Source organism: Vallitalea pronyensis (assembly GCF_018141445.1).
In the GTDB taxonomy this organism is placed as follows: Bacteria; Bacillota; Clostridia; order Lachnospirales; family Vallitaleaceae; genus Vallitalea; species Vallitalea pronyensis.
Map to the genome: position 1 here is coordinate 5,307,604 of NZ_CP058649.1, position 16,201 is coordinate 5,323,804.

12 protein-coding genes are annotated in these 16,201 nt (G+C 36.9%); 1 reads left to right on the plus strand and 11 read right to left on the minus strand.

Going from position 1 to position 16,201, the window contains the following annotated elements; genetic code table 11:
- Nucleotides 1-213: 213 nt before the first annotated feature.
- The 5 genes from HZI73_RS21985 to HZI73_RS22005 all read right to left on the minus strand — a co-directional run bounded on the left by HZI73_RS21985 (nt 214) and on the right by HZI73_RS22005 (nt 6,954).
- Nucleotides 214-1,611: an ABC transporter substrate-binding protein gene (locus tag HZI73_RS21985; protein ID WP_212695498.1), complete on the minus strand. Its 1,398-nt coding sequence runs from the start codon at nt 1,609-1,611 to the stop codon at nt 214-216.
- Between the two features lie 76 nt (nt 1,612-1,687).
- Complete coding sequence (locus HZI73_RS21990; protein WP_246552248.1) at nt 1,688-2,518, minus strand: carbohydrate ABC transporter permease; 831 nt, start codon at nt 2,516-2,518, stop codon at nt 1,688-1,690.
- 25 nt (nt 2,519-2,543) lie between these two features.
- On the minus strand, nt 2,544-3,446 hold the full coding sequence (locus HZI73_RS21995; RefSeq protein WP_212695499.1) for a carbohydrate ABC transporter permease: 903 nt from the start codon (nt 3,444-3,446) through the stop codon (nt 2,544-2,546).
- Between the two features lie 201 nt (nt 3,447-3,647).
- A complete protein-coding gene (locus HZI73_RS22000; protein WP_212695500.1) occupies nt 3,648-5,216 on the minus strand; it encodes a response regulator transcription factor in 1,569 nt (522 codons plus the stop codon).
- Between the two features lie 22 nt (nt 5,217-5,238).
- The gene (locus HZI73_RS22005) at nt 5,239-6,954 is read right to left on the minus strand and encodes a cache domain-containing sensor histidine kinase (protein ID WP_212695501.1); all 1,716 of its coding nucleotides are present in this window, start codon (nt 6,952-6,954) and stop codon (nt 5,239-5,241) included.
- 209 nt (nt 6,955-7,163) lie between these two features.
- On the opposite strand from HZI73_RS22005, the gene HZI73_RS22010 reads away from it, so the two are divergent.
- Entirely contained in the window at nt 7,164-7,382 is a 219-nt protein-coding gene (locus HZI73_RS22010; protein ID WP_212695502.1) for a hypothetical protein, read from the plus strand.
- Nucleotides 7,383-7,460: 78 nt separating this feature from the next.
- Here HZI73_RS22010 and HZI73_RS22015 read toward each other — a convergent pair whose 3' ends face one another.
- The 6 genes from HZI73_RS22015 to HZI73_RS22040 form a co-directional block, all read right to left on the minus strand.
- Nucleotides 7,461-8,270, minus strand: a complete 810-nt coding sequence (locus HZI73_RS22015; RefSeq protein ID WP_212695503.1) for an ABC transporter ATP-binding protein — start codon at nt 8,268-8,270, stop codon at nt 7,461-7,463.
- Nucleotides 8,267-9,271, minus strand: a complete 1,005-nt coding sequence (locus HZI73_RS22020; protein WP_212695504.1) for an ABC transporter ATP-binding protein — start codon at nt 9,269-9,271, stop codon at nt 8,267-8,269. Before HZI73_RS22020 ends, HZI73_RS22015 begins: the two co-directional genes overlap by 4 nt.
- Before the next feature lie 5 nt (nt 9,272-9,276).
- A complete protein-coding gene (locus HZI73_RS22025; RefSeq protein WP_212695505.1) occupies nt 9,277-10,524 on the minus strand; it encodes an ABC transporter permease in 1,248 nt (415 codons plus the stop codon).
- A gap of 13 nt (nt 10,525-10,537) precedes the next feature.
- A complete protein-coding gene (locus HZI73_RS22030) occupies nt 10,538-11,551 on the minus strand; it encodes an ABC transporter permease (protein WP_212695506.1) in 1,014 nt (337 codons plus the stop codon).
- Between the two features lie 107 nt (nt 11,552-11,658).
- Entirely contained in the window at nt 11,659-13,563 is a 1,905-nt protein-coding gene (locus HZI73_RS22035) for an ABC transporter substrate-binding protein (RefSeq protein WP_212695507.1), read from the minus strand.
- Nucleotides 13,564-13,648: 85 nt separating this feature from the next.
- A complete protein-coding gene (locus HZI73_RS22040; RefSeq protein ID WP_212695508.1) occupies nt 13,649-16,138 on the minus strand; it encodes a beta-mannosidase in 2,490 nt (829 codons plus the stop codon).
- Nucleotides 16,139-16,201: the final 63 nt, after the last annotated feature.

Sequence of the window (16,201 nt, forward strand, 5' to 3'; positions counted from 1 at the left end):
GAGCAGTCCTTTTTGAGGAATCTGCTCTTTTTGTGTTTTTATTTAGGGGCAGTTCGTTTTGCGACTGCCCCTTATGAATATGATTTGTACACATGGAATTGTATCTTAATTACTTGTCACATTTTTGTTGCATCTTCAGGAATTATATATTGTTTTTTTCACTCTCTTTTCATGACTAGGTTTTTATACTCTGAGTAGTCTTATTACATATGCTTAATCGTCACTTTGAATCACTTTATTACCGCGCTCTTTAATATTCTTGATTGTTGTCTCCAGGTCTTGGGCACCAACAAAGTATTTTTCTACTTCTTCATTGATAACCGTTTCGTATTTAGCATTATTAGGACCTGTTACTTTTTCTGTAACAAAAATCTCTTTTTCAGCTAAGAAGTACTTTTTAAGGGTTTCTGAGTCTAACCCTTCTCCGCTTAACTCTTCACCAATGGTGACATATAAGTCAGGTTGTTCAACCGTCTGGATTGCTTCTGGCTCTGTACTTGCATATTTGGCTGCAATTCTTACTAAATCCATACAGATTTCATAGGCTAATTGTGGATGTTCAGATGTCACACCAACAGCTAGACCACCTACAACACCCCATGTTTTCCAATCTGTTCCTGCATCAACGGGTAATGGTGCAATACCAAGGTCCCAGTCACGAGGGTATGTCTCTCGATCTGCAGCCCAGTTCAATAACCAAGGACCTTGCATAAACATGCCATACTTGCCATTAAAAAAGGATTGAGGAGGTATTTTCGCTGTTACTAATTCGGATTGGGTGGGAATACTCTTAGCCTCATGTTGCATCTTATACGTATCTTCTAAAGCTTTACTAAAAATAGGGTCTTCAATGTTAGAAAGGCCTTCTTCATTATAGAAGTGCTCGCCACCACCTAGATTTAGGATGGCTTCACCATACCAAAACATGGGCCAAGTCATGTGTAATGCACCGTATATTTTGTCTCCACCTTCGCCGCTTGTCAATTTTGCAGCCGTTTCTCGATATTCATCCCAAGTCATTGGCACGTCTGGGTCTGGATAAGGTACACCGGCGTCATCAAAAATTTTCTTATTATAATAGAGAACCCATTTTGTTGTATTGTGAGGAACAATGGATGTTTTTCCATCATTCATAGCACTTTCAGCATATCCACCAAAATCTTTTTTGAAATCAGTGCCTGCTGTCTCAATGTAATCATCTAAAGGAACAATGAGTCCTGCTGATGCCCATTGAGCCTGAAGAATTGGGTTAAAGATAGCTAAGATATCCATTTGTTGACCTGCTGCTAATTTGATGGGTGTCGTTGTTTCGTATTCTTCATCTTTATCCAGAATCTCAACATCAACATTTTTGTATTTGTCCATTGTCTGCATTTCTTCAATTGCTCTTACAAAAGACTGGTTGTTCAAGAAATTATGTAGGTTCATCACTATCTTTTTCCTACCACCATCTTCTGTCTGAGAACCACTACTCTGACCATTATTGCTACCTGCATCCCCTTCGTTTGAAGAACCACCATTGTTATCATTTTTTGTGCCACAACCAGCAATGACACTGACTGTTAATAATAGAATCATTAAAACTGATAGTAACTTTTTAGATATTTTCATGAAACCGTCTCCTTTCAATGTAACCATTTTTAAGTACATATAGAACACTACCTATACTGCATGCCATTATATTAAATTACTCTTTCATTCCTGATTGGGCAACCCCTTCAATAAAATATTTTTGAGCAATTAAATATACAATAATAACTGGAATCAGTGCCAGTGTTGCACCAGCCATTTGTAAAGCAAAGTTGGTGGAGTATTGTGCTTTAAATGAAGCTATACCAACACTTAATACTTGTTTTGTGGAATCTGTTAAGTAAATAAGAGGACCCAAATAATCATTCCAACTCCATATAAAAGCTAAAATCCCAAGAGCTATTAAGGACGATTTTGCAAGAGGTAACGCAATTTTTAAATAGATCTTCGTATTTGTACATCCATCAATACGTGCTGCCTCAATCAGTTCATCGGGCAGTGACATAAACGATTGTCGCATATAGAATATGCCAAATCCATTAAACATGACCCATGGCAAAATGACTGCCCAATGGTTATTAATGAGATCCAACTCCCGATACAACATAAATTGTGGAATGATTCTAACTTGAACTGGAATCATCAATGTGGCAATGTAGAAGAAGAATATATACTTCTTCCCTGTAAAATTGATTTTTGCAAAAGCGAACCCAGCCATGGAGCAAACCACAACCGTACCAACTACATTGAATAATGTAATTTTAATGGTATTCGTGTACCACTGTAAGTAAGGAAAATCGTTAAATGCTTTTTCATAATTAAGGCTTGTAAAAGCTTTTGGAATCCATTCAATGGGAAAATTAAACACATCCCCTTCAAATTTTAGAGATGATGAAATCATCCATATAACAGGTGCTATCATGATCACTGAGCCTAGTGTTAATAAGACTGTCAGTGATATCTTTATTATTTTACGCTTTTTTGTCATAGATATCATGGTTATTCCCTTCATATTAATAATTCACCCACTTTTTCTGTCCTATCCATTGGATTCCCGTAATGATTAAGATAATGATAAAAAAGACGATAGCAACAGCAGAACCATAACCTAGATTATACCTTTCAAAAGCTTCTCTAAAGATATGGAAAACCATTGTCATGGTGGCAGTACCTGGTCCACCGTCAGTCATCACTTTGACTTCAGGGAATATTTGAAAAGAACCAATGACACTAGTAATGGTCAAAAAGAAAGTAATCGGCGATATTAAGGGCAATGTGATGCTAAAAAACTTCCTAACAGCACCTGCTCCATCAATCGATGCTGCTTCATAATAACTTTTAGAAATGTTTTGTAGTCCAGCAAGAAATAGGATAATACAATAACCAAGATTTCGCCACACCCAAAACAAAACAACCGTGGGTAACGCCCAATCTATACTTCCTGTCCATCCAGGTGGGTGAGCAATACCGATAGCTTTTAGGAAACCATTTACCGGCCCCATTTCGGGATGAAACAGTGCTGAAAAAACAACAGCAGCTGCTGTAATTGTTGTGACATAGGGCATAAAATAAGCCACCCTTAACATGCCCCGTCCATATATTTTTTGATTTAATAGTGTTGAGATTAACAAGGCACTTACGATTAGTAAGGGAACTGCTAATAACGTCAGCTTAAAATTATTAATGATTCCAGCTTGAAAATACTCATTTTCAAATACCTTATCATAATTTTTAAACCCTATGAAGGTTGAGCCACTAGCTCCTTTAAACATATCCCAATCCATGAGGCTTAAATAGATGGAATAAAACATGGGGTATATCATAAAGGTTAAGAAACCTATAATTGTAGGTAATATAAACAGATATCCAGATATATTATCCTTTGCTTTTTTTGTTAAGAACCGCTTATGTTTCATGTGATTTATCGCACCTTTCCGTTTGATAACCACATTATACTTGTTTCATCTCTTGAATGATTTAGATTATTTTTTAGTGAATTGTCACTTTTTTTATATATAAAAAAGAGCAAAAGAATGCACCTTATTCAATTTCTAAGCGCATCCTTAACATCAGGTATAATTTTTTTATTATTTTTATACAAATTTGTTTATGCCTTTTTATTCTTTATTTCTATATTCACTGGGTGCAACACCAATTTTTTGCTTAAAAGAACGGCTAAAATAATGCACATTATCATATCCCACTGACTCGGCAATGGCGGTTACGGGCTCATTGGTTTCTTTTAGCAAGTCCTTGGCACGATTAATTCTTAGTTTGATGATATAATCTTTCATGGTATAACCTGTTGTTTTCTTAAACAGCATACTCAGATAACTGCTTGTTACACCAATGTCTTCAGCTAATGCTTTGAAACTAAAATCTTCTTTATAATGAATTTTAATATATGTTTTTGCTTGATCAATAATATAATTACCTTCTGACTTGGTCATGATGGTATGCAACCGTTTTTTAAGCTCTGTTAAAAATTCGATAACACTTAACTTGCTTCTTAACTCATTAAGCTGTAAATATTGGGATTCATCACTTTCCCAAAAGGTTTGTTTATCAAGACCAAGTTTATCCATATGAATATTCACCATGGTCACAATGGTTGACGTGAAATAACGGATATGGTTAAGTTCGACAATCCGTGATTCTGATATTGCTGCTATCATACCATCCAGTACCTGTGTCAATGTATGCATTTCATTTTTGTCAATGGCATGTTGAAAGTCATAGATACATGACTCATAGATTTCAAAATTAACCATTTTACGATTATTCATCACATCTGAATAACTGAGTACAGTGGTTTCCCCCTCAGGAATAGCCAACTTCATGGTTTGACATACTTGTAAGTAAGCTAAAGGTATATCTTCTACTTTCACATGCCTATCACTGACATATATAACAACTTTTTGGTTAAAATACTGCTTCATTAAGTATCGAAGTTTATGAATAAGCCTTTCCAGCAAACACTTGATTTTCATCTCTGAATAGGTATTCATGTTGTAGATCACGCTGATTTCATCATGTCCTGTCCACGTACCATATGCATTTTCCACATCACCCAGTAATTCATCAATGATTTGTAACACATTCTGATTACACTTATTCACATTATTCTTCACCTTAAAAGCTAAAACATAGGTAGGTGCATTGTTTAATACGATTTTATTTTGTTCCATGACATGAAAGAGTGAATCATCAACGGTCTTGTGTCCATAGAGCAATTCTTTTACAAATTCCCGTCTCTTTTCACTCTGTGATTTTCTATCCTTATGAGCTGTTTTTACAATTGTGTGTTTTGTCCTATAGTGTTCTTTAAATCTTTCAATCACACTTAAAATATAGTCCTTACTTAGTTCCATCTTTAACATGTAATCCATGGCTCCATATTTGAGAGCTCTTCTCACATATTCAAAATCATTATAGGAACTCAAGATAATAAATTCACAGGACAGCCCCTTTTCTTTTGCCCCACGAACCAACTCAATACCATCCATGATAGGCATTTTGATATCTGTAATCACTAAATCCACTGGGTTATCCTGAATGAACGCTAAGGCTTCATGACCATCATCAAATGTATCCATTAATACAAAGCCTTCTTCTTCCCAATTAATAATATTCGTTATGCCCACGCGACTTAACACTTCATCATCAACAATAATTAGATTATACATATTATCACCTATTCTTAGAGAATTAATCTTTTAACTTTACTCCATTGTTCTTAATGGGTATCTTGATGGTCACTGTTGTTTTTAGCCCAAGTTCACTATTGATTACAAGTCCATAAGACTCACCGTATAGGAGCTTCAATCGATCATTTACATTGTTAACACCAATGTTGTTCAAACGTTTATTGGTTGCGGTTGTATTACTCTGCATGATTTGGCTAATGGTTTTTTCGTCCATGCCTACCCCATCATCCATCACTTCAATGTATAGGTCATGATCCATGGTATACGTTTTAACTTCAATTAAACCTAATGCCTTTTTGGGACCTATACCATGAAATATTGCATTCTCAACAATGGGTTGAAGAATGTATTTCGGTACGACAATGTTATAATGTTCATCTTCTATATTGTATTCAATATCAAACTTACCTCGATACCTTACTTGTTGAATGGTACAGTAGGCATCAATGATTTCTATCTCTTTTTTCAAATTAACAAATTGATCTTGAATATGACTGGTATTGTGAAGAAGGGTCCATAAGGAGTCAATCACATCAACAATATTATCGGCTTCTTGAAGGGTTGCTAACCATCTTAGCGTATTTAAGGAGTTGTACATAAAATGAGGATTAATTTGGGCTTGTAGTGCTTGATATTCTGCATCTTTAATGGCTTTTTCATCTTCAATTCTTCTTTGAAGATATGTCTTAATATCCCTTGTCATTTCATTAAAACTATCTGTTAATTCACCAATTTCATCTTGACTAGTAGTGTGAATCTGAATGTCCAGATTGCCATTACGCACTTCTTTCATACCATTGGTTAAGCGTTTTATGGGCTTTACAAGCTCTCTTGTGATGATAAACACAAAAAACATCTCTAAAATAATACTGACGATGGCCGTTATAATGGTTACACGTACCGTTAGCTCACTATCTTTGGAAATATAGTCTCTAGGCGTTTCACTGATGAGTTTCCATTGAAAGTTTTTTAACCCTCTTTCGGTGTATACACCATCAAGCGGATTCATTTGAAAGATCATGCCTTTAATATAATTGTCATTACTGTACATAATTTTATTGTTATGGTCAATCAAGTACAATTTAGTATGCTGATTTAACTTTTCGTTCACAAACAAGTCTGCAAAAAAACTTTCATTCATTTCAAAGTAAATCCACCCAATATTCTCACCTAAATTGTTATACATTTTTTGAGCAAATTTCATCACATAAGCATTCTCATTTAACCGATAATAGGTTCTTTCTACACCTAAAAACTTTAGTTTATTATCTTTAAAATCCTCACCATAAATACGTTCCTCAACCTTATTGTCTTCATCAAATTCCGTTCCAAAACCATATTGATAGACTTCTCCATTAATGCCTTTCATATAAACCGCTTGAATGGTGCGAAATAGATTATACGTACTCATGGACGCTATGGTATTGGATACATTATGGTCATCATTTAAGATGTCTTCGGGTTTTGCAAAACGGTAATTTGTTTGTATTCTTTTAATCACAACGGAATTACTGGTTATGGCATTAATGGAGCTGATAAGCTGTTCCACTTCTTTATCCACTGTTCTCACGACAAAATTAAGGCTTTCTTCATTCATCTTTTTATAATTCTTAACCAAGATGATGTTGGTCAAATAAGATATGGTTAATGTTATACCTATGGATACAATCACAAATAATGCAAAAAATAACACAAAGTATTTATACTGAAGTTTCATAGTCACCCGCCTTAATCATGTGTCTTTACTAAAATTTTAATCCATATTCAAAGACACGTCCATTAATTCTTTTTTTATATTTTTATAATTTTTTTTTATATTTCATCCATAATAGGAGTTATTCCTAACTACACGGAATGTTATTCCTAACTTTACTTACCATTTTTAGAATGTTATACTTAATCTTAAATACACCTAAGGAGAGTATTATGAATAAAATAGCTTTTTGTTTATCAGGCGTTCTCGTGCTTATATGTATCTTTTATATCCTGCTAATTTTTACAATCGGTGCCTTACCGCCATTATATGGAAATGCTTTTTTTGTTCCATCGGAAGGCAATTTTAGCATTCCTTTCTGGATATCCATGTTCGGTATAGTGGCTGGCTTAATATTATGTAAAGTTTTTTATAATAAGGATAAGCAATAGGGTTCATATAACGATTCTAACTTATACATAATAAAAAACTTTCTAATAAGCAATTTGCTTACTAGAAAGTTTTATTTGTTATACGGTACTTAAATCCCATTGTTCATGAATTTTCGGCACATCATTGATTAAACGTTTTGTATAGTCTGCTTGTGAGTGTAAAATAACGTCATCTGCACTGCCTTTTTCTACGAGAAACCCATGTTCCATAATGTACACACTATCGGATACATAGTAGGCTAAGCCAATATCATGGGTAATGAAGACAATGGTCATATCAATTTCATCTCTTAATTTCATTAGCATATCAAGAATTGTAGCCCTTGAACATGCATCAATCATGGACGTGGGCTCATCTGCAACGAGTATCTGAGGTTTTAGAATAAAAATTCTTGCAATCATCAGCCTTTGCATCTGCCCCCCTGAAAGCTCAAATGGATATTTCTGAGTGAGTTCTTGAAATTTCAGATTCACAAACCCACAGGCTTCTGTCATAATGGCTACTTTTTTATCATAAGACAGCTTTTTATTCCCTTTCATATGAATACAATCCAGTAATAGATCGTCCACTTTATTAAACATATTAAAGGATGAAAACGGGTCTTGGAAAATCGCCTGCATGGTCTTCCAATAAGCTTTTCTTTTTTTTGCAGTGCTGATATCACGGGGCTTTCCTTGATAAAATAATTCACCTTCCGTTAATTTTAGAAGGCCTAATATCATTTTAGCTAATGTTGTTTTTCCACTACCGCTTTCACCAACAATGGATATGATTTCACCTTTGTAAAACTTAAAATCGATGTGATTGACAGCAATGGTTTTACGAGCACCTAGACCAAACACTTTGGTGATATTTCTACCCTCTAATAGGATATCTCTTTCTATCATAACGATCCCCCCTTAATGATTTGTCGGTCGAATAGACAGCGGTACATACGGTTATTCTCAATCTGCATCATGGGAATATCATGATGGGTACAGCTAGGTTGTGCAAATTCACATCTTTTTGCAAACCGACATCCTTTTGGAGGATTTTTTAGATTAGGCGGTGTACCTGGAATGGCAGTGAGTTTCACATCTCTTCTACCTTCTTCAGCCACAATAATGGAGCCCATTAAACCCTGTGAATAGGGGTGTATGGGGTCGAAGACCATTTGTTCAGCCGTACCTCTTTCTACCACTTGACCTGCATACATGACCATGATATCATCGGTAACATTGTATAAAAGGGGTAATTCGTGGGTAATAAATATCATGGATTTAATGTAGCCTTTTTCCATCAATGATTTCAGCATTTTGATGACCATTTTCTGAGATGTTACATCAAGAGCCGAAGAGGGTTCGTCAGCAATAAGAACCTTTGGTGATAAAAGTGTGGATATAGCGATAACCGTTCTTTGTTTCATACCTCCAGATAGCTCAACGGGATATTTCTTCAGCACTTCCTCAGGGAGATTCAATGATGCAAATCGTTCGCTGGCTATGTTGTAGACATCCTTTTTAGACATTTTGGTATAGTGGGCATGCATGACATTTTCGATAAACCGGATGATTTTTTGGGTTGGATTGAGTGCGTTCATGGCTGCTTGTGGGATATAAGCCATTTCTTTCCCTAATACCTTATGCCTTACCACATCTGGTTTCATGGTACTTATATCCATATCATGAATCTTAATGGACCCTGAATCATAATGTAAGGCTCCAAAGTAATACCCCATTAAGCTAAGAGCTAGAGTGGATTTACCACAACCTGACTCACCAGCAATGCCCAATGATTTACCCTCTTCAACCATAAGGGACACACCGTCAACTGCATAAATATGCTCTTTATGTCTTGTGATATACTTGGTTCTTAAATCGTCGACTACTAATATTGGTTTATTCACCATGTCACCTACTCTCTAAGTTGTGGGTTGAATACCTGATCGAGTCCAGTATTCATTAAATTAAGGGAAAAGGAAATAAGAGCAATAAATAATATAACGGGTAAAAAAGCCCACCAAGCGTTAGAAAGTGGTGCTTGGAATTGAATGGCCCAATTAAGCATTAAACCTAGTGTAGCAATCTTAGATGTACTTGGTCCAAGACCCAACATGGATAATTGTGCCTCAGCTAAGATGCCAGAAGCAATTTGTAGAATACATGCCATCACCACATAGGATGCCACATAGGGCAAGATGTCGGTTAACAAGATCCTTACTAAACGATGCCCGCTTAATTTGGATAAGTTCACATGATCCCTATTTCTGAGGGTAATGGTTTGGGCTCTCACGGCTCGAGCAGTCCAAGGCCATGCTGTTATGCCAATCACAATGGCAATGGTACCAAGACTTCGTCCTTGATCGCCTAGACTTACGGATATCAAAATAAGAATAATAAAGGATGGAATAACGGTGAACATATTGGTCATGAAGGTTAATACATTATCAATAAAACCACCTATATAACCTGCTAATAAACCAATAATCAAGCCTATAAAGGTTGCTATGGTTCCAGCGATTAAGCCCACTTTAAGGGAATTACCGATGGCATAGATGAGCTCCACTGCCACATTACGTCCAAAATTGTCTGTCCCTAAAATAAGCGTTATTTGATTGGGTATATCTTTGGTATTCACATAAGAATCATGACCTACTTCAGCTACTTCTTTAAGTTCTCCTGAATCGGAGTCCTTTAACATAATGGCATACCCTTCATTATGTAATATGTTTTCCACCTTTTTAAACAGTCTAGGGAATTTCTTCCGATAGGCAGATGTGCCTTTCACCCTGATATTTTCATCATATTTGTCAATCCATAAAGCAATTAACCTGGCTGGTTCATCAGCTTCCATGATCTGCTCAGCGGATATATGACCATAGTGTGTCAGCCAATCCCGCATGAGCACCTGTTCATCCTCTGACACATTCATGGCCAATTTGTTGGTCACTGTATCTAAGGTGACATGATATTGCTTCGTTTCAATGGTATCTGTTGTTGAAATGTATGTACCAGGTTCATAGAACAAGCCCCCTACCATTTCTAAAGGATCTGCCGATGAAAAAGCAGGATATAAGATTGCCGTTAACAGCATCAGCATCATGATGATGAAGCCTACTACAAATTTGGGTGACGTAAAGACTAATTTAAGTTGATGTTTCATGATATCCTCCTTTCTATGACTCCTGTTGAGCAGCTTTTACTCTTGGATCGATGATGCCATAAGCGATTTCCACAAGAAAGTTTGCCAGTAATACACCGATGGTTATGATTAGGGTGCATCCAGAAATCAACGGATAATCCTGTCCTGTAATGGCTGCAAACATCTTCGTACCGATACCAGGGTAACTAAATATAATCTCTGCAACAAGGGCTCCGCCAACCATTGTTCCCAGTGAAAGTGCCAACCCTGTTATTTGGGGCAGCATGGCATTTCGAAACACATACTTGATAATGACACGGTCCTTAATCCCAAGAAAACGACTGTAGTTCACATAGTCTTCATTTAATTCATAGATGGACATGGAGCGCATACCTATGGCTTGACCGCCAATGGTGATTAATACAATTGACCAGAATGGTAATTGATAATGCAGAATAACAGACAACATAAATTCAGGTGTAAAACTGGGTATTAAGTCAAAGCCATAACCGCCTCCCGTTGGCAAAATCCCCATTGAAATACCAAACCCAAACAGCAAAATAATGGCCATCCCAAAAGCGGGTATACTGCTCACAAATAAAAACAGAGGCATGACAGCTTTGTCAAAGACTCCTTTTTTATAAGCGGCAATCACACCAAGAATATTCCCTAACAGCCATCCCACAATCATGGCTGGTAATTGCAAAGCAATGGTCCAAGGAATAGCCTTTTGAATGATATCCGATACTTCTCTTGGGTAGTATGTAAAGGAAACACCCATGCTGCCTTGAAGTAAATTTTTTACATAGAGAAAAAACTGAATAATCATGGGTTTATCCAGACCAAATTGTTTGGTATAGTCATCCATGACTGCTTGAATGGCGCTTTGGTCAGTCATGCCCTCTACGGCAGATGACGCAAGTGTTGCCACTGGGTTACCAGGCATTAACCGTGGTAATAAAAAGTTCAACATCACGGCAACCATAAGCGTCAATAGATACCAACCGAGTTTTCGAAGAAAATATTTCTTATAACCTTTCAAATCCATCACCCCATCTATTGTGAAGTATTAGAAAAGATGGCAGCTGCTCTCATAGCAGCATATAGCCATCTTAACTCTCTTGTTTACACTGTTAAATCCTATGATTCTATAGATTATTCCACCAATTCAAGATTATATAATCCTGCAATACCATAGCCGCTTATTAAAATGGATGGCGGTATATTGGTACCATCTTCATACTCTGGGTAACTGGTCCATACAGTTTCATTAACGGTATGGAAGAATACGGGTCTATACATCAATGCGAAACAAGGCACTTCATTTAAGTAGATTTGGTTGATTTCTGTATAGAGCTCTATGAGTTTATTCTTATCTGTGGTTTTTGGAATAGCGTCAATGATGTCATCTGCTCTTTCATTGATGTAACGGCTGTAATTATAATAGACACGATCATTACCTGCCGTTGTTCCACCATCACTATAGAGTGTTTGATAAATACGTGTCCATGGATTGGCTATACTGGCTCCTGCATAGGTGTTCATGATGATATCAAAATTTCCTGTTTGCAGGTCTTCTGTCCATACGGGTGCTTCTGGAAAATAAGTGGTGATATCCATGCCAATTTCCTGACCAGCAGCTGCAACCATTTCAAGGGATGCATTCCAGTCTGTCCATCCTGCTGGGCATTCAACTGTAAATACTAATTCTGTGCCATCAGCTTCACGTATACCATCCCCATTGGTATCAACAATTCCTGCTTCGTCCAGTAATTTTTTGGCTTCTTCAATCTGCTTTCCAGACCACTGTAGTGGTGCTAAAGCTGCTTTATCCAATAAGCTTTGTTCTGCTGCTGTAGGGTTCATCATGGAAGGCGGTACATCTTGCATTAAAGGCGTATAGCCGCTCATGGCAGTCTTAGCAATTTGATCATAATCCGTTGCCATGGCAATGGCTTTTCGAACAACAGCATGGTCAAGGCCGGGCTTGGTGGTGTTAAAAATAGCCGTTGGTAAGGAACCACTTAAGTAATATGGTGGTTCATCAATATAGGTTGAAACAGGTAAGTCTTGTTCTTCCCACATTTTCCAAATCTCTGGTGTAAAGGCTTGTGTTACATCCACTTCACCTTGTTGGAATGCCACTGAACTTGAATTATTGTCAGCGTATATATTATGTGCTAAATATTTCGGTACAGGTAATTGACCCCACATGGAATCCGATTGACCCCAATAGTTATCATTTCTTACAAGAACAACTTTTGTTTCATCACTGTAGAATAACTGATAAGGACCTGACCCAATATAATCTTCATTTTTATCTGTTTTCACTTTATCTGGATCACCGTTATGCTTCTTAACCAACTCACTTATTTGATGTTCTGGTAGTATGTATAGTTTAGGCAGTACTTCTAGTACCTTTAATGGGTTGTAATTTGCTGTATCTGCTGTAATAACCACTGTTGCATCATCGGTAGCTTCAACACTTGCAATATAATCCCACATACTGGCATGATTGGTAGCCATATCCTTATGAATATTGAAGGTATAAGCTACATCTTTGGCGGTTACAGGTTTGCCATCACTCCACTTTGCATCTGTATTCATGGCGATGGTAAATACATTATCTTTTTGCTCATACTCTGTTGCAAGTAATGGATAAAGCTTACCATCCAGTTGATTATACATAAACAATGTTTCCCATACCGTTGTTCTGGCTTGGTCCGCCTGATCAATGACCAATGCGTTATTGGAGTTGGCTGATAGTGGATTCATATCATTAATTGCACCCCATTGGAGCCCACTCATGTATAATGTCTCCTGTCGAGGTATGGATGTACCATCACCGGATTCTTTTGTCGTCGTGTCCGAAGAACCCTCTTCTGTTTTACCATCTTCTTCTTTATCATCTTCTGTCTTTTCTTGATCAGCAGTCTGTGTTGCTTCTTGATCTTGTGTTGTCGTAGCATCTTCTGTTTTCTTGCTGTTACATGCAGTTAAACTTATGAATAACATGATGATCAGTAATAAAATTCCCCCAGCTTCTTTCATCTTTTTCATAAACGTCCTCCTTATTTCATATTTTTCACTGCAAAACTGCTCCTTTTCCTCCTTTCTCTAAGGCATACTGACATTGACACAATATTTATGATTGATAGGTATCTACAATAGAATGTATGACTAACTGACTTCTGAAAGCATGAAGTTCTAACCCTTCATTCATGTGAATGGTAACTTCTTTGGTCTGACCATTAAAAAGGTCAAAGAACCTGTCACTGTATCTTGCTGTTATATGGCCTAATTCCATCCATACCCATAAACATGGTTTATTAGATGATACAGTTACTTGGTATTGTTGATTGGTGACTTTGGTTATCCCAACCTTAAAATCTGGTTTTTCCAGCTCTAAATGTTTCGGATAGACAAAATAGGTTGTATTCTCACTGAGCACTTGATCATGTACAGCAAATGCATAGTGTAACACCACATGGCGAACACCTCCCGCATGTTCAATGGCTTCATATAAGTTCAGTGTCGTAACAGCTGATGCCGTATTTGCCTCAATACTTGCTTCCATGGTACCTTCTTTCAAGACACACCCATTTACATGGAATAAGGTCCACTGAATCACACCGGATTGTTTTTCCAACGTATCATTGGTTAAGTGGATTTCAACAGATAAATTGTCTTTATCTTCAATACCAGAAATCAAAACAGGGTTATAGAATTTCTTAGCACTGTAATGCAAGGCTTTCAGATTGCCCATGGCGTCAATGGATGACCAGCTTGCTACAGGCCAGCAATCATTTATCTGCCAATAAAGGGTTCCCATACCTTCTGGCATTTTTCTGCGCCAGTTTTCTACGGCATATTTAATGGCAAGGCTTTGCAATATTTGTGATGTCCATAACAACATATCAAATGAAGTAGGCAGCTTAAACCAAGATAACATATAGAGTATGATGGTTTCATTACCAATAACGCTACGCTGATGTTTTTCCATAACATAACTTGTTATATTCCGATCTTCTTTCTTCGTATAACTCTTGACCACATTGGGTTCTGGGAATGATTGAAACCCAAATTCACTGTTAAAGCGATGATGACAGGTGCGATACCACTCAAATGGTTCACGTCCATGCCACACATCCCATAAATGAGCATCACCTTTTGTGGCATCATTAGGATCTTTTCTATCGTGACTATCGTCCATAGGACTCGAAGCCCAATAAGAATGTTCATTATCATATGTGGTTATAAGCGAAGGAATGAGTTCATCAAACAATAATTTGTATTCATCCCATGTCATTTTGCCTTCTTCTAGTGCATCAGAAACCATATTGCCCATATATTCGATTTCATTATTGCCACACCATAGCGCTAAAGATGCATGATGACGAATACGTTTGATGTTATCAATGGCTTCTTGCTTAAACGTATCTAAAAAGTCTTTATCATAAACAGGATAAGCGGAACAGGCAAAAGCAAAATCCTGCCATACACATAAACCTAATTCATCACATAAGTCATAAAAAACATCGGATTCATAGATGCCGCCGCCCCAAACTCTTATAAAGTTCATGTTGGCATTTTTTACATCTGTGAGCTGTTGACGGTAGAATGCATCACTGCCTCTTGTGACAAAGGTGTCAATGGGAATCCAGTTGCCTCCTTTTGCAAAAAAAGGAATGCCATTTACCACAAATTGAAAACTTTCACCATATTGGTCTTTATGAATATCCAATACCAACGTTCTTAAACCTATTCTAAATTGCTTATTATCCATTAATTGGTTGTTGTTATCTAATAAATGTACCGATAGGGTATAGAGATTTTGTTTTCCAAGATTGTTAGGCCACCATAACGCTGGATTCTCAATGGTTATAGGAACTGCCGTGGAACTATCCTTAACAGGGTATACCTTAGAGGCCACATGCTTACCCTCATGTTCTAGAGTAATATCCAGGAACAGCTTATTGGGCTCAATGTTCCCCGCCAAATGGGTGATGACCTGAAGTTCTACCATGTGTTCATCATGTGATTGTTTGGTTTGCACATGATCCAGCTTGGCATGATGATAGCCCACCACTTCAATGTCTTTCCAAATCCCTGCCGTTACACACATGGGTCCCCAATCCCAACCATAGTTACATTGCATTTTTCTCACATAATTACTTCCAAGAATACGATGATGGTTAGCTCCAGTAATGGCTAAATAACGTTCCTCTAATTTTTCTTTCATATAGGGATAAGTGGACTGACATTTGATTCTTATGGTATTCTGCCCTTCATTGATACAATCATGTATATCAAAAATCCACTTTCTAAACATGTTATTGGTCTTAGCAACGGTATGGTCATTGATAGACACCGTGGCTAAAGTATCTAGCCCATGGCAAATTAAATCAATCTTGTTACAAGCCATCATATCTGCTGATACAAAAAAGGTTCTTTCATATACCCAGTCTAACTCACCAAGATACATTAGTTTACTTTCATTATCACGATAATAGGGATCATCGATTAATTTCTCATGAAGTAAATCCGTATGCACACATCCTGGTACATTGGCTTTCACTTGTGCAAATTCACCACCAGATAATACCCATTCACCATTTAAAGTAATTTTCTCCATAAATTATCACCTTTTTTATCAATTTTGAGTTTCTTTTTTCGTTTATTATTGCTATATACAAAT